Annotated in this window: 25 protein-coding genes and 1 pseudogene; 10 read left to right on the top strand and 16 right to left on the bottom strand. The window is 67.1% G+C overall.

Annotated elements, in window-relative coordinates; all coding sequences use genetic code 11:
• Nucleotides 1-176: pseudogene (locus tag DQP58_RS27075) on the bottom strand (cutinase family protein); the annotation flags it as partial.
• A gap of 235 nt (nucleotides 177-411) precedes the next feature.
• Here DQP58_RS27075 and DQP58_RS08525 point away from each other — a divergent pair.
• On the top strand, nucleotides 412-654 hold the full coding sequence (locus DQP58_RS08525) for an acyl carrier protein (RefSeq protein WP_112707991.1): 243 nt from the start codon (nucleotides 412-414) through the stop codon (nucleotides 652-654).
• A 272-nt stretch (nucleotides 655-926) separates the two neighbouring features.
• Nucleotides 927-2,414: a flavin-containing monooxygenase gene (locus tag DQP58_RS08520; RefSeq protein WP_112707990.1), complete on the top strand. Its 1,488-nt coding sequence runs from the start codon at nucleotides 927-929 to the stop codon at nucleotides 2,412-2,414.
• 5 nt (nucleotides 2,415-2,419) lie between these two features.
• On the opposite strand, the gene DQP58_RS08515 is transcribed toward DQP58_RS08520, so the two are convergent.
• The 4 genes from DQP58_RS08515 to DQP58_RS08500 form a co-directional block, all read right to left on the bottom strand.
• Nucleotides 2,420-2,806 (bottom strand): hypothetical protein, encoded by a 387-nt coding sequence (locus DQP58_RS08515; RefSeq protein WP_430915745.1) that lies wholly within the window; start codon nucleotides 2,804-2,806, stop codon nucleotides 2,420-2,422.
• Between the two features lie 102 nt (nucleotides 2,807-2,908).
• On the bottom strand, nucleotides 2,909-3,451 hold the full coding sequence (locus DQP58_RS08510; RefSeq protein WP_112707988.1) for an ester cyclase: 543 nt from the start codon (nucleotides 3,449-3,451) through the stop codon (nucleotides 2,909-2,911).
• A gap of 93 nt (nucleotides 3,452-3,544) precedes the next feature.
• A complete protein-coding gene (locus DQP58_RS08505) occupies nucleotides 3,545-4,852 on the bottom strand; it encodes a cytochrome P450 (RefSeq protein WP_112707987.1) in 1,308 nt (435 codons plus the stop codon).
• A gap of 34 nt (nucleotides 4,853-4,886) precedes the next feature.
• Nucleotides 4,887-5,234, bottom strand: a complete 348-nt coding sequence (locus DQP58_RS08500) for an MmpS family transport accessory protein (protein ID WP_205869377.1) — start codon at nucleotides 5,232-5,234, stop codon at nucleotides 4,887-4,889.
• A 90-nt stretch (nucleotides 5,235-5,324) separates the two neighbouring features.
• Here DQP58_RS08500 and DQP58_RS08495 point away from each other — a divergent pair, with 90 nt between their 5' ends.
• Nucleotides 5,325-6,410 carry an NAD(P)H-dependent amine dehydrogenase family protein gene (locus DQP58_RS08495; RefSeq protein WP_112707985.1) on the top strand — a complete coding sequence of 362 codons (1,086 nt, stop codon included), beginning with the start codon at nucleotides 5,325-5,327 and terminating at the stop codon, nucleotides 6,408-6,410.
• 107 nt (nucleotides 6,411-6,517) lie between these two features.
• On the top strand, nucleotides 6,518-8,284 hold the full coding sequence (locus tag DQP58_RS08490) for an Hsp70 family protein (protein ID WP_112708001.1): 1,767 nt from the start codon (nucleotides 6,518-6,520) through the stop codon (nucleotides 8,282-8,284).
• 22 nt (nucleotides 8,285-8,306) lie between these two features.
• Here the strand turns inward: DQP58_RS08490 and DQP58_RS08485 are convergent, their stop codons facing one another.
• The 4 genes from DQP58_RS08485 to DQP58_RS08470 form a co-directional block, all read right to left on the bottom strand.
• Nucleotides 8,307-8,771, bottom strand: a complete 465-nt coding sequence (locus tag DQP58_RS08485) for a hypothetical protein (protein WP_346427269.1) — start codon at nucleotides 8,769-8,771, stop codon at nucleotides 8,307-8,309.
• Between the two features lie 72 nt (nucleotides 8,772-8,843).
• The gene (locus DQP58_RS08480; protein ID WP_112707984.1) at nucleotides 8,844-9,941 is read right to left on the bottom strand and encodes an SAM-dependent methyltransferase; all 1,098 of its coding nucleotides are present in this window, start codon (nucleotides 9,939-9,941) and stop codon (nucleotides 8,844-8,846) included.
• 44 nt (nucleotides 9,942-9,985) lie between these two features.
• The gene (locus tag DQP58_RS08475) at nucleotides 9,986-10,609 is read right to left on the bottom strand and encodes an MBL fold metallo-hydrolase (RefSeq protein ID WP_112707983.1); all 624 of its coding nucleotides are present in this window, start codon (nucleotides 10,607-10,609) and stop codon (nucleotides 9,986-9,988) included.
• Nucleotides 10,609-11,694, bottom strand: a complete 1,086-nt coding sequence (locus DQP58_RS08470) for an S-(hydroxymethyl)mycothiol dehydrogenase (RefSeq protein WP_112707982.1) — start codon at nucleotides 11,692-11,694, stop codon at nucleotides 10,609-10,611. Before DQP58_RS08470 ends, DQP58_RS08475 begins: the two co-directional genes overlap by 1 nt.
• 79 nt (nucleotides 11,695-11,773) lie before the next feature.
• On the opposite strand from DQP58_RS08470, the gene DQP58_RS08465 reads away from it, so the two are divergent.
• The 3 genes from DQP58_RS08465 to DQP58_RS08455 all read left to right on the top strand — a co-directional run bounded on the left by DQP58_RS08465 (nucleotide 11,774) and on the right by DQP58_RS08455 (nucleotide 14,324).
• Nucleotides 11,774-12,841 (top strand): class I SAM-dependent methyltransferase, encoded by a 1,068-nt coding sequence (locus tag DQP58_RS08465; protein ID WP_112707999.1) that lies wholly within the window; start codon nucleotides 11,774-11,776, stop codon nucleotides 12,839-12,841.
• Nucleotides 12,841-13,659: a serine hydrolase domain-containing protein gene (locus DQP58_RS08460; RefSeq protein ID WP_112707981.1), complete on the top strand. Its 819-nt coding sequence runs from the start codon at nucleotides 12,841-12,843 to the stop codon at nucleotides 13,657-13,659. The genes DQP58_RS08465 and DQP58_RS08460 overlap by 1 nt, the downstream gene beginning before the upstream one ends.
• 152 nt (nucleotides 13,660-13,811) lie before the next feature.
• Nucleotides 13,812-14,324, top strand: a complete 513-nt coding sequence (locus DQP58_RS08455) for a DUF3145 domain-containing protein (RefSeq protein WP_083067022.1) — start codon at nucleotides 13,812-13,814, stop codon at nucleotides 14,322-14,324.
• Between the two features lie 116 nt (nucleotides 14,325-14,440).
• Here DQP58_RS08455 and DQP58_RS08450 read toward each other — a convergent pair whose 3' ends face one another.
• Together DQP58_RS08450 and DQP58_RS08445 are read right to left on the bottom strand one after the other, a co-directional pair.
• Nucleotides 14,441-15,406 (bottom strand): diacylglycerol kinase, encoded by a 966-nt coding sequence (locus DQP58_RS08450; protein WP_430915744.1) that lies wholly within the window; start codon nucleotides 15,404-15,406, stop codon nucleotides 14,441-14,443.
• Nucleotides 15,361-16,941: an FAD-binding oxidoreductase gene (locus tag DQP58_RS08445; RefSeq protein WP_112707998.1), complete on the bottom strand. Its 1,581-nt coding sequence runs from the start codon at nucleotides 16,939-16,941 to the stop codon at nucleotides 15,361-15,363. The genes DQP58_RS08450 and DQP58_RS08445 overlap by 46 nt, the downstream gene beginning before the upstream one ends.
• A 47-nt stretch (nucleotides 16,942-16,988) precedes the next feature.
• Here DQP58_RS08445 and DQP58_RS08440 point away from each other — a divergent pair, with 47 nt between their 5' ends.
• The 3 genes from DQP58_RS08440 (at nucleotide 16,989) to DQP58_RS08430 (ending at nucleotide 20,775) form a co-directional block, all read left to right on the top strand.
• The gene (locus DQP58_RS08440) at nucleotides 16,989-17,558 is read left to right on the top strand and encodes a TetR/AcrR family transcriptional regulator (protein WP_112707979.1); all 570 of its coding nucleotides are present in this window, start codon (nucleotides 16,989-16,991) and stop codon (nucleotides 17,556-17,558) included.
• Nucleotides 17,555-19,096: a glycerol-3-phosphate dehydrogenase/oxidase gene (locus DQP58_RS08435; protein WP_112707978.1), complete on the top strand. Its 1,542-nt coding sequence runs from the start codon at nucleotides 17,555-17,557 to the stop codon at nucleotides 19,094-19,096. The genes DQP58_RS08440 and DQP58_RS08435 overlap by 4 nt, the downstream gene beginning before the upstream one ends.
• Before the next feature lie 101 nt (nucleotides 19,097-19,197).
• Entirely contained in the window at nucleotides 19,198-20,775 is a 1,578-nt protein-coding gene (locus DQP58_RS08430) for an FAD-dependent monooxygenase (RefSeq protein WP_112707977.1), read from the top strand.
• Nucleotides 20,776-20,810: 35 nt separating this feature from the next.
• Here DQP58_RS08430 and DQP58_RS08425 read toward each other — a convergent pair whose 3' ends face one another.
• The 5 genes from DQP58_RS08425 to DQP58_RS08405 form a co-directional block, all read right to left on the bottom strand.
• Complete coding sequence (locus DQP58_RS08425) at nucleotides 20,811-22,232, bottom strand: acyl-CoA carboxylase subunit beta (RefSeq protein WP_066869770.1); 1,422 nt, start codon at nucleotides 22,230-22,232, stop codon at nucleotides 20,811-20,813.
• A 32-nt stretch (nucleotides 22,233-22,264) separates the two neighbouring features.
• Nucleotides 22,265-23,524 (bottom strand): 3-oxoacyl-ACP synthase KasB, encoded by a 1,260-nt coding sequence (gene kasB / locus DQP58_RS08420; protein WP_205869376.1) that lies wholly within the window; start codon nucleotides 23,522-23,524, stop codon nucleotides 22,265-22,267.
• Nucleotides 23,525-23,604: 80 nt separating this feature from the next.
• Complete coding sequence (kasA, locus tag DQP58_RS08415; RefSeq protein ID WP_112707975.1) at nucleotides 23,605-24,855, bottom strand: 3-oxoacyl-ACP synthase KasA; 1,251 nt, start codon at nucleotides 24,853-24,855, stop codon at nucleotides 23,605-23,607.
• The gene (gene acpM / locus DQP58_RS08410; protein WP_007770614.1) at nucleotides 24,852-25,199 is read right to left on the bottom strand and encodes a meromycolate extension acyl carrier protein AcpM; all 348 of its coding nucleotides are present in this window, start codon (nucleotides 25,197-25,199) and stop codon (nucleotides 24,852-24,854) included. Before acpM ends, kasA begins: the two co-directional genes overlap by 4 nt.
• Before the next feature lie 87 nt (nucleotides 25,200-25,286).
• Nucleotides 25,287-26,195, bottom strand: a complete 909-nt coding sequence (locus DQP58_RS08405) for an ACP S-malonyltransferase (protein ID WP_112707974.1) — start codon at nucleotides 26,193-26,195, stop codon at nucleotides 25,287-25,289.
• Nucleotides 26,196-26,247 lie beyond the last annotated feature (52 nt).

Here is a 26,247-nt window from a genome sequence, read left to right as displayed (position 1 = left end):
GGTGCTTCACCGGTGCCGCGGGCGAACACCACCTGCACGTCCGGACACTGGGCCGACGCGGAGGGGATAACGGACGTGGTCAGGGCCGAAACGGCCACGCCCGACGCTGCGAGAACTACTGCTGAACCAAGAGTACGGACGATGCGACGTGCGATCATGGCGTCGAAAGTGCCCATGCAAGCCCCTCCCAAAACTGTCAACTTGCCAACCATTTCGTGCTGATTTCCTACGTACCGGAGCGCAGCGACAGGGGTGGACAGCGGCGGCGTCGCCGCGATCGAACCGACGCCACCATTGCGCAGTCGGATTGCCTACAAAAACACTTTAAGCGGTCGTTTGGTGTTGTCCATTCAGGATAGCCGGTCACGTGCGAGTACCAGATTCGGCACTCACCCTCTGAGAGGTGACGACATGGCAACGGGTGAAACGGGTTTCGACGACGTAACCTTCGATCTCATTTCGATTCAATACCACTCGCTGAAGGCCGGGCACGATTACGGCCAATATGTGCGAGACGCGAAAAATGCCGGCTTGGATGACGTCGCGTCCTTCTTCAGTGACGTGATGGCTCAAGACTCCGAGCGCGCGAAGCGATGCCACGAGTTCCTGGGCCAGCTGCAGGGAACACCTGCGGGCGGACCTGCCACAAGTTAAGAAAACCGGCAGGCGCCAGGTTTCGCCCTGAGCTAAGCCGCCTGCACCCATTCCGACCGCGCGGCGCGTAAACGTCGGTGGTGCGGCCGTTTACGCAGTTGGCGGCCGATTTACCAGGTCTGATAGACCCGTCGATGACTAACCGTGCTGGTGTCAGCAAGGTCACATCCTGGCAAAGCTCGGATGCGTCCGGCGTGGCGGCCTATTAGAGTTACGTATCTTAGGGAAAGCTTATGATTCGTTAAGTACGGAAACAGGTACGGAGCAAGGCTGTGGACACGGACCGTTTCGACGCGATCATCGTAGGTGCAGGTTTCGGCGGCATCGGCGCCGCTATTCAGCTCAAGCGCCTCGGGTTTGACAACTTCATCATCCTCGAACGCGAGGACGACTTAGGCGGCACCTGGCATGTCAACCACTACCCAGGCATCGCCGTCGACATCCCGTCGACCACTTACTCGTACTGGTTCGAGCCCAAGCCGGACTGGTCACGGCTGTTTGCACCCGGCGCCGAGGTCAAGCAGTACGCGGCGGACGTCGCCGACAAATACGACGTGCGCCGTCACATGCGTTTCAGCACGACGGTCGAAGGGGCGCAGTGGGACGAGGACGCCGAGGTGTGGCGGGTGGCGCTGGCCGGCGGCGAGGCGCTGACCACGCGGATTCTCATCACGGCGACCGGTTTCCTCTCCCAGCCCCGCATGCCGGATATCCCGGGCATTGCGAGCTTCGCAGGCAAGGTGGTCCACACCACCGCGTGGGACCACGACTACGGCTACCAGGGGCGGCGTATTGCGGTCATCGGGACCGGGGCGTCCGCGGTACAGATCATTCCCGAGCTGGCCAAAGAAGCCGCAGAGCTGACCGTCTACCAGCGCACCGCGACCCACGTGATACCCAAGTTCGACTTCGAGTTCTCCCCGGCGGTGCGGCGCCTATTTGCGCGCGTGCCGGCTGCGCAGCGGGCGCTGCGGTGGGTGAGTGACGTCATCCTGGAGATCATCATGGTCGTCGGGGCGCTGCACTTTCGGGAGTCGCGGGGGAGGGGGAACATCTCGGCCTCCGATTTGGCCAAGATCAATCGATTCCGCTGGATCCGGGACAAGGAACTGCGCGCCAAGCTGACGCCGGACTATGACCTCGGTTGCAAGCGGCCCACGTTCTCCAACAGCTTCTACCGCGCGTTCACACAGCCGCACGTGCACCTGGAGACCACCTCGATCGAGCGGATCGAGGCCGACGGCATCGTCACCGCCGACGGGCGAAAGACCGTCATCGACACCCTGGTCTTGGCGACCGGTTTCGATCTATGGGAGGCCAACTTCCCGGCCATCGAGGTGGTCGGCCGCAAGGGCCGCAACCTGGGTAAGTGGTGGCGCGAGACCAGGTTCCAGGCCTACCAGGGCGTCTCCATGCCCTACTTCCCGAACTACCTCGGACTGGCAAGCCCGTTCGCCTTCTCCGGGCTCTCCTTCTTCCACACCATCGAATACCAGATGCGGCACATGGACAGGTTGCTCGGCGAGGTCAAGCGTCGCGGCGCGACGACCTTCGAGGTGACCGAAGAGGCCACCGACCGGTTCATGGAACGGATGACAAAACGGCTGGACAATTCGGTGTTCTATGCCGGCAACTGTGCGACGTCGCGTTCGTACTACTTCAGCCCCAGCGGTGAGGCGTCGCTGCTGCGGCCGACGTCGACACTCAACTCCGTGCGTGAAGCCGGGGCCTTCCCGCTCAGCGACTACGTCATCGCCTAGACATCTCAGCGGTGCGCGGAACCGCGCAACGGCTGCCCGGTGGCGGACTGGAGCAGGCAGATGACGGTGCTGGGGGTGGGGTTGGCGCCGGTGCGGTCTTGATTCGAGTCGATGAGATAGGTGATCGAAAACCGGCTGCCCTCAACGGATTGTCCCGTGTACGGGGCAAATCCGGCCGCGCAATCGCGATTGGCGACGGTGGCGATTGCGGCGTCCACCGCCATCGGAGCGCGCAGATAAACCTCGGCTAAATGCGCTGTCGCACAGTCGACCACGGTGACGTTGACGCGACTTCCGTCGGCCGGCGGCAGGTCGGCGACGCATTGCCCGGCCTGCAGGTCGATCCACTTCTCGGTATGCGAGCCCGGCTGTAAGGGGGCGGCGGCGGCCATAGCGCACGAACCCAGTATGGCTACGGCGGTCATTGCGAACATCGTGTGAAGGCGGGAAATCCGCATCGCAGCCTCCTTTGCCCCATCCCCTAGCGGTGAAGTTTAAGGCGTGCTGGTCAGCGCCGGGTCCGGTTTTTCCGACGACATCGACAGGAATCCGCGCAGGCACCGCGCTGCCAGCCACCAATTCGTCGGCTTCTTCATGTCCAGACCGCCCAGGAGCTGCTTGATCATGGTCAGCGTGTCGAAGTAAATGCGTTCGCAGACAAGCGTTTCGGTGTCGTCGAAAACGAAGTACGCGGTCATGCGCACCTGGAACCGGCTGCCGGTGGGCGGCACCTTGCCCAGATAACCCCGATGCGTGCCCATCAGCCAGAACTCCACGATCACCGCGTCGGGGCTGTGGCGCAGCGCGATGATCTCGTGGTCTTGGTCGGGAAATGCGGTCCGCGTGTAGGCGTAGTACTCGCGCACCGCCGCATCGCCGTCGTGCACCAGCATCTGGGGGATCAGCTCGTAACGCGGATGCGGGAACGTGGACAAGACGTCGTCCCAGGCGTGGCGGACCTCGTCGTGGAAGTGGTCGAGCACGAGTTTCTGGCGGGCGGCCAGCACCTCAGGGGCGGGAAACGCGGGAATGGTCACGCCGATCAGCGTAGGCCCCGAACCGATAGCGCATGCGCTATCGGTTTGGTGAAGGTGATATTGCCTTGGGACGGAGGCCAACTCGGCGTGCGTTTACCGCGACGGTGTCCACGCCACCGGCAGCGATTTGATGCCGTGGATGAATTGCGACAACAGCCGTGCGGGCTCGTCCGTCGCGACGATATCCGGTATCTCGCGGCGCAATTCGTCGAAGACGACCCTGATCTCACGGCGCGCCAGGTTGGCGCCCAGGCAGAAATGGGCACCGCCACCGCCGAAGCCGAAGTGCGGATTGGGCGTGCGCGCCACGTCGAAAACCCAGGGATTCTCGAACGTCGACTCGTCGCGATTGGCCGAGTTGTACCACAGCGTGGCCTTATCGCCGGCTTTCATCTTGGTGCCGCTGAGTTTGAGGTCGCGAGTCAGAGTGCGTCGCATGTACACCACCGGGGAGGCCCACCGCACGATCTCCTCGACGGCGGTCGGGGTCAGGCGGTCGAAGTTGGACCACCACTTCTGCCGCTCGGCGGGATAGCGCGACAACGCCAGCACGCCGTGGCTGATCGCGTTGCGCGTCGTCTCGTTGCCGGCCACCACCAGCAGGATGAAGAACGACGCGATTTCGGTGGACGACAGGCGTTCCCCGTCGACCTCGGCTTCCACCAGGCTGGTGGTCAGATCGTCGTGGTGGTTGGACCGCCGGTCCTCGGCCAGCGCGCTGGCGTAGGCGCCGATGTCCATCGACACCTGAAGGAATTCCTCGAAATCCGTGGCCAGGTCCGGGTCGCCGAACCCGAGAATGACGTTGGTCCAGTGGAATATGCGTTGATGGTCCTGTTCGGGGATGCCCATCATGTCGCAGATGACCTGCAACGGCAGCGGCCCGGCGAGCTCGCTGACCAGTTCGGCCTCCCCGTCGGGATGATTGGCGATCAGCGACGCAACCAGCCGCCGGGCCCGCTCGCGGACCGAGGCCTCGATGCGGGCCACCACTTTCGGGGTGAACGCGCGGCTGACGATCGAGCGCAGCCGCTGGTGCCGGGGATCGTCGAGCACGATCATCGAGCCGAAGTATTCGCTGATCTCCGGGGTGTTGTCGTTGATCGTGATGTTGGGGCTGGAGCTGAAGATGTCGGGATGGCGGCTCGCGAAATGCACGTCGTCATGTTTGGTCAGTGCCCAGTGCCCGTCGCCCGGTTCGAAGCCCTCGTACTCGACCGCGGGCCAGAACGAGATCGGCGCCTCGCGGCGCAGCGTCGCAAACGCGCCGTCGCGAAAGTCGTCGTCCAACTCCCAGAAGGCCAACGACTCCAGATGGATATCGGCGAGCGGAATCTCGGGCGGGGGCGCCCCGTTCGTCCGCGGGGCAAGAGCTTTCTCGGGACCCGTCTTGAGGCTCACCTAGACCTCCTTCGTCGTGAAAACGAGTGCTGGGTCAGTGCGTACAGATGGTTCGAGCGGGTGCGCCCGTCGTTGCCGTCGCGGCGCTCACCACGTTGCCGTCGAGCAAGATCTTGCAGGAGATGGGGCCCGGCCCCTGGGCGCTGACGGTGAACACCTCACCGCCATAGCCGGTGAACTCCGTCGACCACGGCAGTGGCGCATTCACCTGGTGCAGCTGCCCGTTGTCGGTTTGGTAGTAGATGAATTCGGCGACCGCCGGCCCGTTGACCTCGTAGCGGACCTTGGGCATCTGGGGCAGGGCATGGGCCACACCGCATGCATTCGCGAATCCGAAACCGACGGCCAACAGGACCGAAGGTCCGGCGAGATGCTTCGTCATGAATTGCATCGTGTCACCACGAGCGACGGTAGGGAAGCTTATGGTGAAGCCCGAAGCGGGGGCCGGTGCGCGGAAAGGTGGCGGTAGAGCATGGTGGAACACGGCTCAAAGCGTGTGGTGGTGTACGGAACCGGCTTCGTCGGCAAGATGGTGATCGCCGAGATCGTCAAACACCCGTTGTTCGAGTTGGTGGGTGTCGGCGTGAGCAACCCCAATAAGGTCGGCCGCGACGTCGGCGAGATCTGCGGCCTGCCCGAGCCCGTCGGCATCACCGCCACCGACGACGTCGACGCCCTGATCGCCCTGAAACCCGACGCGCTGGTGCATTACGGCCCGACGGCCATGCACGCCAAGGAGAACATCTCGCTGATCACCCGGTTCCTGCGGGCCGGCATCGACGTCTGTTCGACGGCGATGACCCCGTGGGTGTGGCCGACCATGCATCTCAACCCGCCGAACTGGATCCAGCCGATCACCGAGGCCTGCGAGCTGGGGGAGTCGTCGTGCTTCACCACCGGGATCGACCCCGGATTCGCCAACGACCTGTTTCCCATGACGTTGATGGGCTTGTGTTCCGAGGTTCGCCGGGTCCGGGCCTCCGAGCTGCTGGACTACACCAACTACGAGGGCGACTACGAATTCGAGATGGGCATCGGCCGCGAGCCCGAATTCAAGCCGATGCTGGAAGACCGCGACATGTTGATCTTCGCGTGGGGCGCCACCGTCCCGATGATCGCGCACGCCGCCGGCATCATGCTCGACGAAATCACCACCACCTGGGACAAGTGGGTGACGCCCACGGAGCGCAACTCGGCGAGGGGCGTCATCAAGCCCGGGCACGTGGCCGCGGTGCGGTTCACCATCAACGGTGTCTACAAGGGCGAGACCCGAATTCAGCTCGAACACGTCAACCGGATCGGTTTGGACGCGGCCCCCGACTGGCCGACGGGTCACGACAACGACGTCTACCGGGTCGACATCGAGGGGACCCCGAGCATCTTCCAGGAGACCGCGTTCCGGTTCACCGACGGCTCGGGCCGCGACGCGGCCGCGGCCGGATGCCTGGCCACCGGGCTGCGGGCACTCAATGCCGTGCCAGCGGTCAACGACTTGGGGCCGGGCTGGGTCACCCCGCTCGACCTGCCGCTGATCGCCGGCGAAGGCGGCATCCGGTGACCCCCGCACAGCGGGCGCATAGCCGCCGCTGACCCGCAATACAGGTTTTGGCGGCACAATAACGGCTAGCCGGATGCGAGTTGGTGCTGCTGGATACGGGGATTCACATGGTCGATGGAGTGGGGACCGCGCTGGGCTTGTCGATCGGCGCCACCAACCTGGCGGCGGTGACCACCGACGACGCCATCACCCGTAAACCCGTGCTGACGCTGTATCCGGACCGTCCCGCCGAGATCGGCATCCCCGCGGAGAATCCCAGGCTGCGAGGGCCCGGCGTGGTGATCACCGGCTTCGTCAACCGCGTCGGCGACCCGCGTCCGGTCGTGGCGGTCGATGGCTCGGTGCACCGCAGCGAGGTGTTGGTGGCCGACGGGTTGCGCGCGCTCGCCTACGCCGCCACCGACGGGCGGCCCCTGCCCGACAACATCGCGGTCACCTATCCGGCGCACTGGCAATCGCACGCGGTGGACGCCCTCGGCGCGGCGCTAGGTGAAATTCCGGAATGGTCGCAACGATCGCGTCCCATCCTGCTGATCCCCGACGCCGCCGCAACGCTGCTCGCCGTGCGGACCAACCCGGGCATACCGCCGAGCGGCACCGTAGCGGTGTGCGATTTCGGCGGCAGCGGCACCAACATCACGCTGCTGCACGCCGACGGTGACTACCACGCGTTGGCCCCGACCGTCCGGCACCCCGACTTCTCCGGCGACCTGATGGACCAGGCGCTGCTGAGCGTGGTGATCGCCAACATGCCGACCACCGGGGCGTTCCCCACCGGCGGCGCGGCGATCGGCTCGCTGAGCCGGCTGCGCAGCGCATGCCGGGTTGCCAAGGAACAGCTCTCCTCGCGCACGACGGCCACGCTGACCGACGGGCTGACCGGGACGGGCGGCGAAATCCGGATCGGCCGGCACGAACTTGACGACGCGATCCGGCCCTCGCTGAACCGCATGATCGCGGTGTTGGATGAAACGTTGACGCACAACGGGATTGGTGACCTCGTCGCCATCGTCTCGACGGGTGGCGGGGCGAACCTGCCGACCGTCACCACCACGCTGTCGCGCCACTTCCGCGTTCCCATCGCGACGACGCCGCGCCCGCAACTGGCGGCCGCCGTCGGAGCCGCGCTGCGAGTGGCGCATGGTCCCGGCGATGCGGGCGCGACTCTTTCGGCGCCCGCCGTGCCCGCCGCCGCAGCCACGGCCAGGGCAGCCGTGCGGCCGGACCCCCGGCCCGTAGCGACCGCGACATCGCCCGCGCCCCCAGCCGAGCCGACGCAGGCCGAGATGGCACGAGCCTGGTCGGCCACCGGTCACAACTCGCGGGTCAATGCCGCCATCGCCACGGAATATCCGCCGACTGACTCACCGACTCCGGCGACGGTCGACTCTGCAGCCGAGACGCCCAAGCGTAAGGGTCTGTTGTCCCGCTGGCATCTACTGCCGGCGGCGGCGATCCTGATCACCGTCGCGGCCGTGCTGCTCGTGGGCACCGCGGTGGCGATCGGACTGGGCTCGCAGAACAAATCGGCGACCACTCCGGCGCCTGCCCTGAGCACGACACCGGTGCCCCCGGCTCCGGTTCCCAACAGCGCCACCGCGGCGCCGGCACCGCCGCCGGACGTTCCGGTGCCGTCAACCTCGGATACCAACCCGCCCGCCGAGACCGAGACGCCGATGACGACCACGCCACGGGCGACTCCGCAGGCGGCGCCACCCCCGGCAGCCCCGCGTCGGGTGGCGGCCCCGCCCCAAGTGCCACCCATTCCCGGCGTCAACCAACCGATTCCCGGGCTTGACCGGGTCAACCAGATCATTCAGGAAATCGAGGGCAATCTCGGCATCACGGCGCTGGGCCCGATACCCGCTCACTAAAGGTCACGAATTCGGCCTCGGCTCAATCCTTTTCGCCCTTATTCTCCGCGGCGGCGGCCTCTTTGAGGACCTTGTTGAGTTCCTTGTCCTTCTCGATCTGGTCCTTCAGGGCCTGCTCGTCGCGTCCCTCATCGCCCTCGGTCTGGGCCTGCGAGCTCTCGCCCGAATCCCCGCCCTCGGGCTCCTCGTGCCTGGGGTTGCCGTCCTCGTCGAGCCAGTCGTTGACCGCCGTGCCGGATACGCTTCCGCCGGTGCCGGGCAGCACGATCGTGGGTTTGTCCTTATAGGCCTCCATCATCTTGGCGGCCTCTTTTTTGTCGTCATCGTCAGGTTCGGGCTTCTCGGTCAGCTTCTGCTCATCATCCCCTTGATTCGTCTGATCAGCTTCTGCGGCTCGACTCGATTGCCTATCGTCCTGATGCTTATCGTCTTGATCAGTTGATTTATCGTCCTGCTGGTCGGCCGATTTATCGTCTTGCACGCTCATGCGTCTACCCCCTTGCGGTCGCAGGTTCGACGATTGCAGGGGGTTACCCGCTGCGTGGTTGTGCCGAAACTCTCACGAGCGCGAGGCGTCGTGCTTGACCAGCACGACCAAGGCCTGCGGGACCCGCATCGGCTCGGGTGCGCTTGACAGACGCTCGGCGACCGCGCACTCTAACTGCTCGACGAAATGGCCGGCCCGCTCGTCGTGACTCCCGCCGTCGAGTGCGGTCACCAGCGATCCGGACAGCGCGGACCGCGCGAAGGCCGCCCACTGCGCACCGAACGCCTCGGCGTCGTGGTCCACCTGGTAGCGAGCCCAGAACCGATCCTCGGCGTTGAACATTTCGAGGTGCTCGATCATCAGGCCCTCGAACCGCCCCTTCGGCGCGAACGGGGCGCGGAAGTCCTTCTCGGCGCGGGCGAACGTGGGAATCGTCATGCGCCGCACCTCATCCGAGTGCAGCAGGCCGTCGCGCACCAGATCACCGAGCGCCGCGACGAGGGCATCGAGCAGTGGGGCGAAGCCCGCCGACCCGTCCTCGTCGGCCGCCAGCGTCAACGCCACCAACCGGCCCTCGGGAGCCAGCTCGCGCCCGCGGAACGCGACGAAGTTGTGCCAGTCCAGTGCGGCCTGGTCGGCGTAGGCCGCGTGCGCCGCGTCGTCCGTGCTGCGCGAGACGTGCACGTGATCATGCACCTCGCACGGGGTTCGGCTCAGCCACTGGGTCGCCCAAGACGTCCAGCCCAGGTTGACCGTCTTGGACGGCACGATCTGGTCGTAGAACGACCGGCCGACCGCGGAGGTGAAGGTCGCCGTATCGGAGTGCAGGTAGCTCTCCGGGTCGTCGGCCACCGTCTCGAACAGCGCCGCGAAGTCGTTGCCCGGTACATCGGTGTGCGCCACCAGGATTGCGTGGTCGTGTCGCGTGCGCCGGCGCAGCACGGCGATGGCGGCCGACAGCGGCCTCAGCGAATTGTGGCCGTTGGCCGCGCCATAGTCGGCGATGACGATCGGCTGCGGAGGCTTGGGCAGCGCCACCTGTTCGGCGGCCCGCTCGAACACCGCGATCGCCTGCGCCAAACCGGCGGCGCGCAACCGCGACGCCTCGGTGTAGGAAGGCTCGGGCCGCACCACAATGCTCGATTCGGGCATCCGGGGTTCGGGCGGCATGGAACAACGATAATGGCCGAGCCGGTGCTCAGTTCGGCAACGGATCAGTGGCCGCGGGCCACCCATTCTTCGTAGTGCACGATTTCGTCGCCGATGGTGGTGCTGTCGCCATGGCCGGTGTGCACGACCGTGTCGCCGGGCAACGTACCGAGCCGACCGGAGATCGACTGCAGGATCATTCCGAAATCCGAATAGGAGCGCCCGGTCGCGCCCGGGCCGCCGGAGAACAGGGTGTCGCCGCTGAACACGACACCCAGTTCCGGGGCATACCAGCACACCGATCCGGGGGAGTGACCCGGCGTGTGCAACGCCAGCAGCTCGGTGCCTGCGACATCGAGCGTGTCACCGTCGGCGATCAGCCGAAAGTCCTTGTCCGGATGCGTCATTCGCCACAGCACGTCGTCGCCGGGGTGGAGCAGCACCGGCGCGTCCAGGGCGGCGCCCAGTTCGGGCGCCACGGTGACGTGGTCGTTGTGGCCGTGGGTGCACACCACCGCGACCACATTGCGGTTGCCGACGGCGGCCAAGATCGGCTCGGCGGAATGCGCGGCGTCGAACACCACGACGTCGGAGTCGTCGCCGACGATCCAGATGTTGTTGTCGACTTCCCAACTTCCGCCGTCGAGTTCGAAGGTGCCGTGGGTGACCAGCCGCTCGATGCCCGCCATCAGAGCACCACCACCGAGCGCAGCACCTCGCCGCCGTGCATCTTGTGAAACGCCTCCTCGATGTCTCCGAGCCCGATGCGCTCGGAGACGAACTGCTCGAGCGGGAGCCGGCCTTGCAGATACAGGTCGATCAACGTCGGGAAGTCGCGCTCGGGCAGGCAATCGCCGTACCACGACGACTTCAGCGCCCCGCCGTGGCTGAAGAAGTCCACCAGCGGCATGTCCAGGCGCATGTCGGGCGTCGGAACCCCAACCAGCACAACGGTTCCGGCTAGGTCCCGGGCGTAGAAGGCCTGCTTGAAGGTCTCGGGCCGGCCCACGGCGTCGATCACCACGTTGGCGCCGAACCCGTCGGTGAGGTCCTGGATGGTCTTGACGACATCCAGCTCGCGGGCGTTGACGGTGTGCGTGGCACCGAACTTGCGAGCCCAGTCCAGTTTGGTGTTGTCGGTGTCCACGGCGATGATCCGCCGGGCGCCCACCAGCGCCGCGCCGGCGATCGCGGCGTCGCCCACACCGCCACAACCGATTACGGCGACGGTGTCGTCGCGGGTGACCGCGCCGGTGTTGATCGCCGCGCCCAGCCCGGCCATCACACCGCAACCCAGCAGGCCCGCCACCGCGGGGTCGGCCTCGGGATTGACCTTGGTGCACTGGCCGGCGGCCACCAGCGTCTTGTCGGCGAACGCGCCGATACCCAGCGCGGGCGTCAACTCGGTGCCGTCGGTCAGCGTCATCTTCTGGGTCGCGTTGAAGGTGTCGAAGCACAGGTGCGGCCTGCCGCGCTTGCAGGCCCGGCACTGCCCACACACCGCGCGCCAGTTCAGGATCACGAAGTCGCCCGGCGCGACGGCGGTCACGTCCGGCCCGACGGCCTCCACCCGGCCGGCGGCCTCGTGGCCGAGCAGGAACGGATATTCGTCGTTGATGCCGCCCTCGCTGTAGGTCAGGTCGGTGTGACACACCCCGCAGGCGATGACGTCGACCAGGGCCTCACCGGGTCCAGGATCCGGGACGACGATGTCCACCAACTCGACGGGTTCGCCCTTCTTGCGTGAAATCACGCCGCGCACTGTCTGACTCATGGGCTCCAACCTAGGGGTTCGTCGCCATACATCTCTCGGCGGGTTGTCCACCCATGAACCGGGTGTAGCGTCCGTGGGCGTGACTGCTTTGGAAACCACCGAAGAATTCACCGAAAGAATAACCGCGGCAATCGACGGCGCCAGCCTGACGTTGTTGCTCAGCATCGGCCATCAGACCGGTCTGCTGGACACGATGGCCGGCATGGCGCCCGCCACCAGTGCGCAGATCGCCGAGGCCGCCGGGCTCAACGAACGCTACGTCCGAGAGTGGCTGGCCGGCATGACGACCGGACGCGTCGTCGAGTACGACCCCGCCACCGCCAGCTACTCGTTGCCTGCCCAGCGCGCCGCCGTGCTGACCCGCGCCGCCGGACCGGACAATCTGGCCCTGGTCACCCTGCTCGTCCCGGTGCTCGCCGGGGTCGAACAGAAGATCATCGGGTGCTTCCGCGCCGGCGGCGGGCTGCCCTACAGCGAATTCCCGCGCTTCCACGCGTTGATGGCCGAGCAGAGCGGGGTGGTGTACGACACCGCGTTGGTCGACGTGGTGCTGCCGTTGGTGGACGGCCTGGTGCCGCGGCTGCGCGCCGGGGCCGACGTGGCCGATTTCGGCTGCGGCAGCGGACACGCCATCAACGTGATGGCACAAGCGTTTCCGGCCAGCCGCTTCACCGGTATCGACTTTTCCGAGCAGGCCATCGCCACCGGGATTCGGGAGGCCGCCGAGCGGGGGCTGGCCAATGCCGCCTTCGAAAGCCACAATCTCGCTGATGCGGACATGGCGTCCAAAAAACACGCCTACGACGTCATCACCGTCTTCGACGCCATCCACGATCAGGCGCAGCCGGCGCGGGTCCTGGAAAACATCTACCGGGCGCTGCGGCCCGGTGGGGTGCTGCTGATGGCCGACATCAAGGCCTCGAGCCGGCTCGAGGAGAACATCGGCGTTCCGATGAGCACCTACCTGTACACGACGTCGTTGATGCACTGTATGACGGTGTCGCTGGCGTTGGGCGGCGCCGGACTGGGCACCGCCTGGGGCACGCAGCTGGCCGTTTCGATGCTCGGCGACGCGGGATTCGACGACGTGCGGGTGGCCGAGATCGAGTCGGACCCGATCAACAACTACTACATCGCCAGGAAGTGATGGCGGCCCTCGACGCTCTTGCCGACTGGCCGGTCGAGGCCGCCGCCGCCGCGGTGATCGGGCCCGGCGGCGTGCTGGCCAGTCACGGCGACACCGAGCGGGTGTTCGAGCTGGCCTCGGTGACCAAGCCGCTGGCCGCGCGGGCCGTGCAGGTTGCCCTCGAGGAAGGTGCGCTCGACCTCGAGACGGCCGCCGGCCCGCCCGGCGCGACCGTCCGCCACCTGCTGGCCCACACGTCGGGCCTGTCGATGCACTCCGAGCAGGTGCTGGCCGCACCGGGAACCCGCCGCATCTACTCCAACCAGGGCTTCACGGTGCTGGGTCAGACGGTGGAGCAAGAGACCGGCATCGAGTTTGCGCGCTACCTGATCGAGGCGGTGTGCGAACCGCTGGGCATGGCGGCCACCCAGCTGGAAGGCGGTGCGGTGGCCGCCGGTTTCGGGGCGAGGTCGACGGTGGCGGATCTGGCGGTGTTCGCGGGAGACCTGCTGAGGCCGGTGACGGTCTCCGAAGGCCTGCACGCCGAGGCGACGACGGTGCAGTTTCCCGGTCTGGACGGCGTTCTGCCCGGTTACGGGGTGCAACGGCCCAACGATTGGGGCCTGGGATTCGAGCTCCGGGACACGAAATGCCCGCACTGGACGGGCGCGCGCAATTCGGCGCGAACCTACGGCCATTTTGGCCAAGCAGGCGGTTTCATCTGGGCGGATCCCGAAAAAGAGCTGGCGCTGGTGGTGCTCACGGACCGCGATTTCGGGGACTGGGCGTTGCGGCCGTGGCCGGCGATTTCCGACGCCGTGATAGCCGAGTACAGCTAGTGGGAAATGCACACTAGCGCAACAGGGGTATCACAAGGCACAATAGACACGCAGGACACATAAAAAATTGAAGATTTCGCGCACGCTGCGCTGTTTTGCCGGTCCACAGGTCGTTGGGGAAGACGTCCCTCGTGGAACCGAAGGAGCAGCAAATGCGAGCGTCGAATCAATTCGCCGACGTGACGACCGGCGTGGTGTACGTGCACGCTTCGCCCGCGGCGGTTTGCCCGCATGTCGAGTGGGCGTTGTCGTCGACCCTGGGTGCCAAGGCGAATCTGACCTGGACGCCCCAGCCGGCGATGCCCGGTCAGCTGCGCGCGGTCACCAACTGGGTCGGGCCGGTGGGCACCGGCGCCAAGCTGGCCAACGCGCTACGGTCCTGGTCCGTGCTGCGCTTCGAGGTCACCGAGGACCCCAGCCCCGGCGTCGACGGCCACCGATTCAGCCACACCCCGCAACTCGGCCTGTGGAGCGGGGCGATGAGCGCCAACGGCGACGTCATGGTCGGGGAGATGCGGCTGCGGTCGATGATGGCCCAGGGCGCCGACACCCTGGCCGCCGAATTGGACTCGGTGCTGGGCACCGCCTGGGATGAGGCGCTCGAGGCCTACCGCGACGGCGGTGACGTCGGCGAGGTGACCTGGCTTAGCCGGGGGGTCGGCTAGTCGAGAGGCGGCGGGTTCACGCGGCCTCTCTGGAAGCACTGGACGACTCTGGAAAGCGCCAGCACATCCGCTAGCGTGTTCGAACACACGCGCTAATGGTCCCCAGCGACCGGGCCCTATCGCGGGGCCGGACGCAGAATCTGCAGAGCGCCCGGCACCACCGAGATCTCGGCCGGTAGCGCGCAGGCGAAGTCGCCGTCGGCGTAGACGTTGATGCCGGGGCACTCGACGTGAATGGACTTGGCCCGCGCCGTGCTCACCTCGTCGAGCTGGACGTGGGTCCCTTTCATCACGGTGGGGAACAGGCGGACCAGTTTGGCGCGGGACGCCTCGTGCACCATCGTGATGTCCAGCAGGCCGTCGGTGTGATCAGCCCCCGGGCAGATCTGCATCCCCCCGCCGTAGCTGCGGGTGTTGCCGAAGGCGGCCAGCGTGATGTCGGCGTCGAGCTGCTGGGTGCCGTCGAGCACCAAGCGAAATGGCAAGAGCCGCAATTGAGACAGTTCGGCGAGCATCGCGACGTAATACCGCAGCCGCCCATGCGGCCAGCTCATCCGGTTGGCGCGATCGGTGACCAGCGAGTCGAAGCCGGTGGCCGCCACGGTGCCGAACCACTTTTGGGTGCCGCCGTCATCCCGAATCAGGCCCAGGTCAATGGATTCCGTGCAGCCGTCGATGACGATGTCCGCGGCGGCCTCCGCGTCTTTGGTGGGGATGCCGAATTCTCGCGCGTGGTCGTTGCCGGTGCCGGCCGGGATCACGCCCAACGGAATGTCGGTGCCGGCCATCACCTGCAGGGCGTTGGAGACGACGCCGTCGCCGCCGGTCACCATCACCGCGTCGGTGCCCTTCTCCATAGCCGCGCCGACGAGATGGCGCGCGTCTTGTGCGTCGTCACCGATGATCTCGACGACCTCCACACCCCGGCGGTGTAGCCGCGCGATCGCGAGTTGGGCGGCGCGTACCGCGGCGCCGTGCCCCGACACCGGGTTGGTCAGCGCGATCACCTTGCCGATTTCGCGGCGGCGCAGTGATGTCACGGAATCAGCTTGCCGGGATTGAGGATTCCGGCCGGATCCAATGTCGCCTTGACCGCGCGTAGCACCTGCACTCCCAGCTCGCCTATCTCGTCGCGCATCCAGGGCCGGTGGTCGACGCCGACCGCATGGTGGTGGGTGATGGTCCCGCCGGTGGCCATGATGGCATCCGCCGCGGCCTTTTTGGCGGCTTGCCATTGCTCGACCGGATTGCCCCGCTGGCCGGCGACGACGGTGAAGTACAACGACGCGCCGGTGGGATAGACGTGCGAGATGTGGCACATCACCAGAGCCGGCGTGCCGGTCTCGGCGAGTGCATCGATAAGTGCCTGAGTCACGGCGGCTTTCAGGGCGGGAATGTTCGACCAGTCGGTGGCCGTCTCCAGCGTTTCGCACAGGGCGCCGGCCGCGAGCAGCGAATCGCGCAGGTACGGCGCGCCGAAGCGGCCGCGTTCCCAGGCCTGCGCCGGTCCTTCGCCCAGTGAGGTTCCGCCTTGGGCCGCCAGCAGTGCGCTGGTTTCGGCGTGCCGGCTGTCGACGTGTTCCTCGGTGCCCTCGAACACGGTGATGCCCAAACATCCGCCGGTGATCTGGGATTCGCCGATCGCTTCGGTGGTGGCCAGGTTGACTCCCGTCTCGGCCTCGTCGGAGAGCCGAATGACGGTGGGGCCGGTGGCATTCTGGGTGACGGCGCGTAAGGCCGCGGCCCCGGTCTCGAAGTCGGGGAACGACCACGCCTCGTAGCGGACGGCTTCCGGCGCGCGGTGCACGCGGAGCCGCACCTGGGTGATGACGCCCAGCGTGCCCTCCGAGCCGATCAACAGCTGACGCAGGTCCGGGCCGGCGGCCGATTCCGGTGCGCGACCGAGATCCATGATGCCCACCGGCGTGACCACGCGTAGGCCCCGCACCATGTCGTTGAACCGGCCGTAGCCCGCCGAGTCCTGCCCGGAGGAGCGGGTTGCGGCGAAGCCGCCGATGGTGGCGTACTCGAAGCTCTGCGGGAAATGGCCGAGCGAAAAACCTTGTGCGCCAAGGAGTCTCTCGGCGTCCGGCCCCGTGACCCCGGCCCCGAAAACGGCCTGGCCGGAGACCTCGTCCAGCGAGATCAGCGAATCGAAACGGCGCAGGTCCAGCGAGACGACGGCGGAGAACCCCGTGCGAATGGGATTGAGCCCACCGACCACGCTGGTGCCCCCGCCGAAGGGTACGACGGCGATGCGACGCTCCGAGCAGTAGCGCAGGACGCCGGACACGGTTTCGTCGTCGCCGGGCAACAGCACGGCGTCGGGCGCATCCTGCGGGCCGCGCTCTTTGCGGTTGAGCAAGTCGATGGTGGATTTGCCGCCCGCGTGCAGCAGCCGATCGGCGTCGGCGGTGCGGCAATACTCGGCGCCGACGAGGGCGGCGAGCGCTTCGGAATCCGCCTGCGACAACGCCGACGGGCGCAGTTGCACCTGGCCGGATCGCAGTTCGGCCGTGCGGGACCCCTCGACCCCCACGGCCTGCTGCAGCAATGACCTGATCCCCTCCGAGAGCGGCTTGGCCGCCGCGGGATCGCCCCACGCGTTCCATTTCATCGGCGGCAGGAGCCTCTGGGAATGCGTCATGCGTTACAGTATTACATATGTTGTCAATCCGTAACAGCGAGCTGGATACCGGAGAACGCATCCTCGCGGCCGCGGCCAGCTGTGTGGTGGATTTCGGCGTGGAGCGGGTGACGCTCGCCGAGATAGCCCGACGAGCGGGCGTCAGCAGGCCAACGGTGTATCGGCGGTGGCCGGACACGCAGTCGATCGTGGCGGCGCTGTTGACCCAGCACGTCACCGAGGTGATGCGCGACGCGCCGTTGTTGGGGGACGATCGCGAATCGCTTGTGCGGCAGGTCGTTATGGTGGCCAACCTCTTGCGTGCGGACCGATTGGTGATGTCGGTGCTGCACTCGGACCTCGCGTCGACCTATATCACCGAACGCCTGGGGACCAGCCAGCGGATGCTGATCGACGCCCTCGCCGCCCGGCTGCGGGCGGCCCAGCGGCACGGCAGCGTCCGGCTCGGCGATCCGGTCCAGATGGCGACCATGGTGCTGCTGATCGCGCAGTCGACCATCCAGTCGGCCCGGATCGTCGAGCCGATGCTCGACGCAGACGCGCTGGCCGCCGAACTCGCCTACTCGCTGAACGGATATCTGTCGTGATAGCTGATCCGACCGCCCTGAACGCCGCGCGGCGCGCCGCCGACCTGACCGCACTCGCCGACGGTGAGCCACTGGACGTCGTGGTGATTGGCGGTGGCATCACCGGTGCCGGGATCGCGCTCGATGCCGCGGCGCGCGGGCTGCGGGTGGCGCTGGTGGAGAAACACGATCTGGCCTTCGGGACCAGCCGGTGGAGTTCCAAGCTCGTCCATGGCGGCCTGCGCTACCTGGCAACGGGCAACGTGGGCATCGCCCGGCGCAGCGCCATCGAGCGCGGAATCCTGATGACGCGCAACGCGCCCCACCTGGTTCATGCCATGCCGCAGGTGGTGCCGCTGCTGCCGTCGATGAGTCCGGGCAAGCGGGCCCTGGTGCGGGGCGGCTTCCTGGCCGGTGACGCGCTGCGGTTTCTTGCCGGCACGCCGGCCTCGACACTACCGCGCTCACAACGGATTTCGGCGCAACGCGTCGTGGCGATGGCGCCGACCGTACGGCGGGACGGCTTGGACGGCGGCCTGCTGGCCTACGACGGTCAACTGGTCGACGACGCCCGCCTGGTCACCGCCGTCGCCCGCACCGCGGCGCAGCACGGCGCCCGAATCCTGACCCACGTGTCGGCCTCGCGGGCCACCGGCACCTCGGTGCGGCTGACCGACATGCGCGGCGGTGAGTCGTTCGACATCGCGGCGGGCGCGGTCATCAACGCGGCCGGGGTGTGGGCGGGCGAGATCGACGGCTCGTTGCGGTTGCGGCCGAGTCGCGGCACCCATCTGATCTTCGATGCCCAGTCCTTCGGCAATCCGACTGCGGCGCTGACGATTCCGATTCCGGGTGAGCTGAACCGCTTCGTCTTCGCCATGCCCGAACAACTGGGCCGGGTCTATCTGGGGCTGACCGACGAGGCGGCCCCCGGTCCCATTCCGGATGTGCCCGAACCGTCGGTCGACGAGATCACCTTCCTGCTCGACACGGTCAACACCGCACTGGGCACCGCGCTCACCGCCACCGATGTGATCGGCGCCTACGCCGGGCTGCGCCCACTGATCGACACCGGCGAGGGCCGCACCGCCGACGTCTCGCGTGAACACGCCGTCGTGGAATCGGCGTCCGGGGTGATCAGCGTGATCGGCGGCAAGCTGACCGAGTACCGCCACATGGCACAGGACGTGCTGGATCGCGCCGTGCGGGTGCGGCGACTGCGCGCCGCCAAATGCCGAACCCGCAACTTGCCGCTGATCGGGGCGCCGGCCAATCCCGGTGTGATCGCGGAGTCCGGCGTCGGGTTGCCGGCTTCGCTGGTGCAGCGCTTCGGCGCCGAGGCGCCCAAGGTGGTTGCCACCGCGGCCTGCGAGCGAGCGACCGCGCCGGTCGCGGACGGAATCGATGTCAGCCGAGCGGAATTCGAATACGCGATAACGCATGAGGGCGCGCTGGATGTCTCCGACATCCTCGAGCGGCGCACGCGGATCGGGTTGGTAGCGCGGGATCGGGGGCGAGTGGCCGCCGTGGCCGAGGAGTTTGTGGCGCGCTTCGGCTAGGGCGGCCGCCCGATGGCTTCCCGCCACGCCGCCGGGTATTGATAGTTACTATCTTATGATAGGGACTGTCATTTTATGGGGTGCTAGTGGAGGGAGGGCCGATGACCATCCGAGTCCCGGTGTTGATTGTGGGCGCCGGCGTTGGTGGCCTGGCTACGTCGGCGCTGCTGGCCCAACACGGCATCCATTCACTGCTGGTCGAGAAGCGGCCGGAGATCTTCCTGTACCCCAAGGCCCGCAACCTGAGTTTCCGAAGCTCGGAGATCCTGCGCGGCCTCGGCCTTCGGGACGAGGTGCGGGCGGCCGCGGAGCACGTCTCGACCGTGGTGGTCCGGCCCACGCTCAACAGCACCATGCAAGAGCCGGCGCTCGACGTCGGCGCGATCTTCGCCGGCCTGGACACGCTCAGCCCCGAGCCGGCGGCGCAGTATTGCCCACAGAGCCGGCTCGAGCCGATTTTGATCGACGCGGCGCGGCGAGCCGGCAGCGAGGTGCGCTACGGCACACAGTTGTCCTCGTTCGAGCTGGACGACACCGGCGTCACCGCGGTGGTGTGTGACGTCGACTCGGGGGAGTCGCAGACCGTCCGCGCCGACTATCTCGTCGGCGCCGACGGCGTGCACAGCCCGATCCGTAAAACGTTGGGCATCAGCACATCCGGGTATGGCGCGCTGCCGATCTATGTCGTCTTCATCTACTTCCGGGCCCCGTGGCGCCGCTTCATCCCGGAGCTGCACGACGGTGATGGCGTGCAGGTCAAAAACGACGATGTGGACGGCATATTCCTGGTCGCCGAGGGTGATCTCGGCATGTTCATCACCACCTACTTTCCCGGCGAGGGCGAGTCGGCCGAACAGTTCACCCCGCAGCGCTGCCGCGAGCTGCTCACCAAGGCGATCGGGGAGCGGATAGACATCGACATCATCGAGGTCGCGGCGTGGCAGCCCTACGAGCAGGTGGCCGATCAATTCGATTGTGGGCGAGCGTTTCTCGTCGGTGATTCGGCGCACACCATGCCGCCGTTCAAGGCCGGGGGAGCCAACACCGCCATCCAGAGTGCACATAATCTGGCCTGGAAACTCGCCGCCGTCCTGCACGGCACGGCCGCACCCGAGCTATTGGCGACCTACCACGCCGAGCGTCATCCGGTGGGCCGATTCGCCGCGCGCCAATCGCTCACCGGGCCGTCGATGGCCCTGCTGCGGCCGGGCCGTGACGCTCCGCAACTACCGGCCGACGAAGAATGCTCGATGTTCACCCTGCTCATCGGATACCGGTACCGCTCGGCGGCGGTCGCGACGAGCGACGCGGAAGGCGGCGGCCTGGTGGACGAGTTACGAGCGCAGCCGGGCACGCGGCTGCCGCACGTCTGGGTGCGTGACGGGGTGTCGACGCTCGACCTGCTGGGGCCCCAATTCACCGTGCTGTCCGGCGACGAGCGATGGTGTGCGGCAGCGGCTTCGGCGTCGCTGGCGGCGCATCGCTGCTACAACGACGCGTGGGCGGCGATCACCGGCCTGGCGCCGGAAGGGGCGCTGCTGATCCGTCCGGACGATTTCGTCGGATGGCGCGCCGAGCGACTCCCCGCCGACCCCGAAGGGGAACTGCGGCAAGCGCTTTCGACGATCCTGGGCCCGCCACCTACGCGAGCGGAAGCGGACTGCGATTTTGCCCGCTAATTTTCGCAGTGCCCTTACGCTCGCGGGCCGAGAAATTACAGCGGGATGTTCTTGTGACGGCCGCGGCGCGCGGGCGCCTGGGCCAGCGCCTCGGTGAGCTTGCTGCGGGTGTGCGACGGGTCGATCTTCTCGTCGACCACGCCGATCTCGATGGCGCTGTCCACGCCGCCCGCGATCCGCTCGTGCTCGGCGGCCAGCTGGTCGTGCAGCGCTTCGCGCTCGTGATCGGCCGCGGCGGCCAGCTTCTTCTTGTGCAGGATGCCGACGGCCGCCTTGGCGCCCATCACCGCCACCTCGGCGTCCGGCCACGCGTACACCTTGGTGGCGTTCAGCGACCGGGAGTTCATCGCAATGTAGGCCCCGCCGTAGGTTTTACGGGTCACCAGCGTGACACGCGGAACGGTGCACTCACCGAACGCGTGCAACAGCTTGGCGCCGCGGCGCACCACGCCGCCCCACTCCTGGTCAACGCCGGGCAGGTAGCCGGGCACGTCGACGATCACCACCAGCGGAATACCGAACGCGTCGCACAGGCGCACGAAACGCGCTGCCTTCTCGGCGCTTTCGGAGTTCAGGCAGCCGCCCAGGCGCAACGGATTGTTGGCCAGCACGCCGACCGTGCGGCCGGACAGCCGGCCCAGGCCGATCACCATCGACGGCGCCCAATTGGCCTGGAACTCGTCGAACGGCGTCTCGTCGTCGAGGATCGCGGTCACGATCGGGCGCACGTCATAGGCCCGCCGTGCCGACTCGGGCAGCAGCGCGTGGATGTCGGTGTCACCGGCCTCGGCCTTGTTCCGGTCGAAATGCCCCTGCTGGCAGAACAACCCGACCAACCGGCGACCTCGCTCATAGGCGTCGAGCTCGTCGTCGGCGACGATGTGGCACACCCCGGACTTCTTGTGGTGGGTCTCCGGGCCACCCAGCGAGCACATGTCCACGTCCTCGCCGGTGACGCTGCGCACCACGTCGGGCCCGGTGACGAAAACCCGGCTGTCCGGTGCCATCACGATGACGTCGGTCAGGGCCGGCCCGTAGGCGGCGCCGCCGGCCGCGAAGCCGACGACCACCGAGATCTGCGGGATGTAGCCGGACGCCCGGATCATCGCCTCGAAGACCAGGCCCACCGCGTGCAGGGCCTTCACCCCCTCGGCCAGCCGGGCACCGCCGGAGTGCCAGATGCCCACGATCGGGCTCTGCTCCTCGATGGCGGTGTCGTAGGCGTTGACGATGTGCGTGCAGCCCTCGATGCCCATGGCACCGCCCATCACGGTGCCGTCGGTGCAGAACGCAATGGTGCGTACACCGTTCACGGTCCCCGCGGCGGCCAGCACGCCGGAGCGATCGCGCTCGTGCAACAGCTCGACGGTGTCGTCGTCGAAGAAATTGCTCAGGCGCAACAGCGGGTCGCGAGGGTCGAGCGACTCGCCAACCGTCTCGGGGGCCGTGATAGTCATCGCAGGTCTCCTGATATTCGGTGTTGCTCGGTTCAGTACCGCCCGAAGGCGATGGCCACGTTGTGTCCGCCGAAGCCGAACGAGTTGTTGATGGCGTACTCGTAGTTGCCGGGGCGTGGTTTGCCGGCCACGACGTCCAGGTCGATTTCGGGGTCGAGGTTTTCCAGGTTGAGTGTGGGCGGGACGACCTGGTCGCGTAGGGCGAGCACGGTCAGGATGGATTCCACGGCGCCGACCGCGCCCACCGAGTGGCCCAGGGCGGCCTTGGGGGCGTAGACGGCGGCGTTGCCGCCGTGGGGGCCCAGGGCGTTGTTGATGGCCTTGGCCTCGGCGACGTCACCGACGGAGGTGCCGGTGGCGTGGGCGTTGACGTGGCCGATGTCAGACGGGCTCAGGCCGGCGAGTTGGATGGCGCGGCTCATGGCGTGGCCGGCGCGTTCGCCGTTGGGGTCCGGGGCGACCATGTGGTAGCCGTCGGAGGTGATGCTGGCGCCCATGATGCGGGCCAGGATGTTGGCGCCGCGGGCCTTGGCGTGTTCTTCGGTTTCGATGACCATCAGCGCGCCGGCCTCGCCGAAGACGAATCCGGTGCGGTCGCGGTCGAACGGGCGACAGGCCCCTACCGGGTCGTCGTTTTTGGTCGACATCACGATGCGCATCTGGGCGAACGCCGCGATCGGCACCGCCTCGATACGGGTTTCCACACCACCGCAGATGGCGATGTCGGCCTCGCCGAAGACGATGTTGCGCCAGGCCTGCGCGATCCCCTCGGAGCCCGACGCGCACGCCGACACCGGCGTGATCACCCCGGCTTTGGCCTGGCGCTCCAGGCCCACCGCCGCCGAGGCGCCGTTGGGCATGTACTTCTGCACCCCGAGCGGAGAGACGGCCTTCATGCCGCGAGCGCGCATGTCGTCGTAGCTGAAGACCATCTCTTCCGACGACCCCAGGCCGGTGCCGATGGACACCATCAGGCGGTTGGGGTCGACCTCGGGTGAGCCGGCGTTCTCCCAGACCCGCCGGCCCAGAATGGTGGACATCCGCTGCAGATAACCCGTCCGACGCAGCTCGATACGGGTCATTTGGCTGTCGAATTCCTCCAACAGGTGTCCGCCGATGCGCACCGGCAGGTCGAACTCCTCGACGAATGGATCCTCGAGTTTGCGGATACCACTTTGGCTGTCCAGCAACAGCTTCCAGGTGTTCTCGGCGTCAGTAGCCAACGCGGTCGTCATGGCAACGCCAGTGACGACCACGTTCGGGAGCGTTTTCCCGGTAACCAGCTCTGTCATGGGTCTTGCGAACGTTCCTTCCATGTTGTCCGGCTCCTCCGCGGGCCTGCTGCGGCCCGCGTCGTCGCCGGACGTAGTACTCAGTACCGCCCGAAGGCGAGTGCCACGTTGTGGCCACCGAATCCGAACGAGTTGTTGATCGCGTATTGGAAATCGCCGTAGCGAGGTTCGCCCGCGACTACATCCAGATCGATTTCGGGATCGGGTGTTTCGTAGTTGAGTGTTGGCGGTATCACGCCGTCCCGAAGGCTCAATACCGTGAGGACAGATTCCAGAGCCCCGACGGCACCGATGGAGTGCCCCAGGGCCGACTTCGGTGCGTACACCGCCGCTTGCTCGCAGCCGGCGACCCGGATGGCGTTCGCCTCGGCGGTGTCACCGATCGGCGTTGCCGTCCCGTGCGCGTTGACGTGGTCAATGTCCTTGGGGGACAGGCCAGCCAACTCGAGCGACCGTTGCATCGCCCGGCCGGCGCGCACGCCGTCCGCCGCGGGCGCCACCATGTGGAACGCGTCCGACGTGATGCCGGCACCCATCAACCGGGCCAGCGGCTGGGCGCCGCGGGCCTTGGCGTGATCCTCGGTCTCGATGATCATCAGGGCCCCGGCCTCGCCGAACACGAACCCGTCGCGGTCCTTGTCGAACGGCCGTGACGCACGCTCGGGCTCGTCGTTGCGAGTGGACATGGCCCGCATCATGGAGAACGCCGCGATCGGCAGCGCCTCGATGGGACCCTCGACCCCGCCGCAGACGGCGAAATCGGCGTCACCCATTGCGATCTGGCGCCACGCGTGCGCGATCGCCTCCGAGCCGGACGAGCACGCCGACACCGGGGTGATGACCCCGGCGCGGGCGCCCAGCTGCAATCCCACCACCGCCGCGGCGCCGTTGGGCATGATCATCTGCACCGCGAGCGGCGACACCTTGCGGGGGCCGCCCTCGTTCATCAGGTCGTAGCTCTCCACGATCCTTTCGGCGCCACCGAGCCCGGTGCCGACCACGACCGAGAACCGGTCGGGGTCGACCTCCGGGCTGCCGGCCGACTCCCAGAGCTGAGTGCTGAGCAACTTCGCCAGCCGCTGGACGTAGGACATGCGCCGCAAGTCGAGCCTGCTCATGTGCTCGTCGATGGGCTCCTTGAGGTGTCCACCGATCTTGACGGGCAGGTCCCACTTGGTGATGAACTCGTCTTCGAGGACGTGGATGCCGCTTTCGCCGGCCAACAAACCCTTCCACGTGCTCTCGATGTCCGGCGCGATCGACGTCGTCGCCGTGACGGCGGTTACCACAACGTTGGGGTAACCGCCATTAGCAGTGGAAGGCTTGCTCACTTGCTGTCCGCTTCCAGCCTCGACTTGACGTTGGCGACCGCCTCGGGGTTCTCGGTCTCCAGCTTGGCGCGCAGCGCCTCGGCAGCCTCGGGGTTCTCTTCCTCGAGCTTCTGGATGTAGGAGACGACGTCACCAACGGTGCGCAGACCGGCGAGGTCCTCGTCGGGGATCTTGACGCCGTACTTGTCCTCGGTCTGCACGGCGATCTCGACCATCGACAGCGAGTCGATGTCCAGGTCGTCGACGAACGACTTCTCCGGGGTGACCTCGGAGGGCTCGATACCGGTCACCTCTTCGATGATCTCGGCGATACCGGCGATGATTTCTTCCTGGCTGACAGCCACAGCTTTCTTCCCTTCGTAATGTGTTGCGTGTTAGTCGAATTGACGTGATATGCGGTTGTACTGGTTGTGCAACTGGCCGAGCTGGCTTTAGAGCTCGGCCAAAGCGTCCAGGTCTGCGGGCGACTTGACGGCACGAGCCGTAACCCCCCGAAGTTCTCGTTTGGCGATACCGGTGAGCGTGCCCGCGGGAGGGAACTCCACGGCCGCAGTGACTTCCAGGTCACGCAGCGTCGCGGTGCACAGGTCCCAGCGCACCGGCTGGGTCAGTTGAGCGACCAGCGCCTCCATCGCCGCGGCCGCCGACGCGACCGGCTTGCCGTCGCGGTTGGACAGCAGCGTGGCGGTGGGCTCGGACGTCTGGACGGCGGCCGCCGCGGCGGCATAGCCGTCGAGCGCCGACGCCATGTACTTGGTGTGGAACGCTCCGGCCACCCCGAGCGCGCGCACCCGGGCCTTTGCCGGCGGGTCCTCGGCCAGCTTCTCCAGCGCGGTCAGCGGGCCGGCGGCGACGATCTGCCCGGCGGCGTTGCGGTTGGCGGGGAACAGGTCGAGCTGCTCGAGGCGGGCCAACACCTCGCCCTCGTCGCCACCGAGCACCGCGGACATGCCGGTCGGCTCGACGGCGCAAGCCTTGGCCATCTCGGCGCCGCGGGTGGCGGCCAGCGCGACGGCGTCGTCGGCGGCGATCACGCCCGCGATCGCGTAGGCGGCGATCTCTCCGACGGAGTGGCCGGCGACGACCAGTTCCGCGTCCGACAGCAGGCCGCGCTTGGCCAGCTCCTGGTGGGCCAGCAGCGTGGCGGCCACCACCAGCGGCTGGGTGACCGCGGTGTCGGTGATCTCTTCGGTCGATGCGGTGGTGCCCAGGCGCACGAGGTCGAGGCCACTGGCCTTGGACCACAGCGCCAACTGGTCAGCGGCGCCGGCGAGCTCCAGCCATGGCGAGAGCATCCCCTCGGTCTGCGAACCCTGTCCGGGCGCAAGCAATGCAATCACGTGTTTAAGAGAACACTGTGGAAACGGTTTTGGCGGGTGTAACAGATTATGA

Source organism: Mycobacterium colombiense (assembly GCF_003284975.1).
In the GTDB taxonomy this organism is placed as follows: domain Bacteria; phylum Actinomycetota; class Actinomycetes; order Mycobacteriales; family Mycobacteriaceae; genus Mycobacterium; species Mycobacterium europaeum_A.
This window is presented reverse-complemented; position numbering and strand designations above follow the sequence as displayed.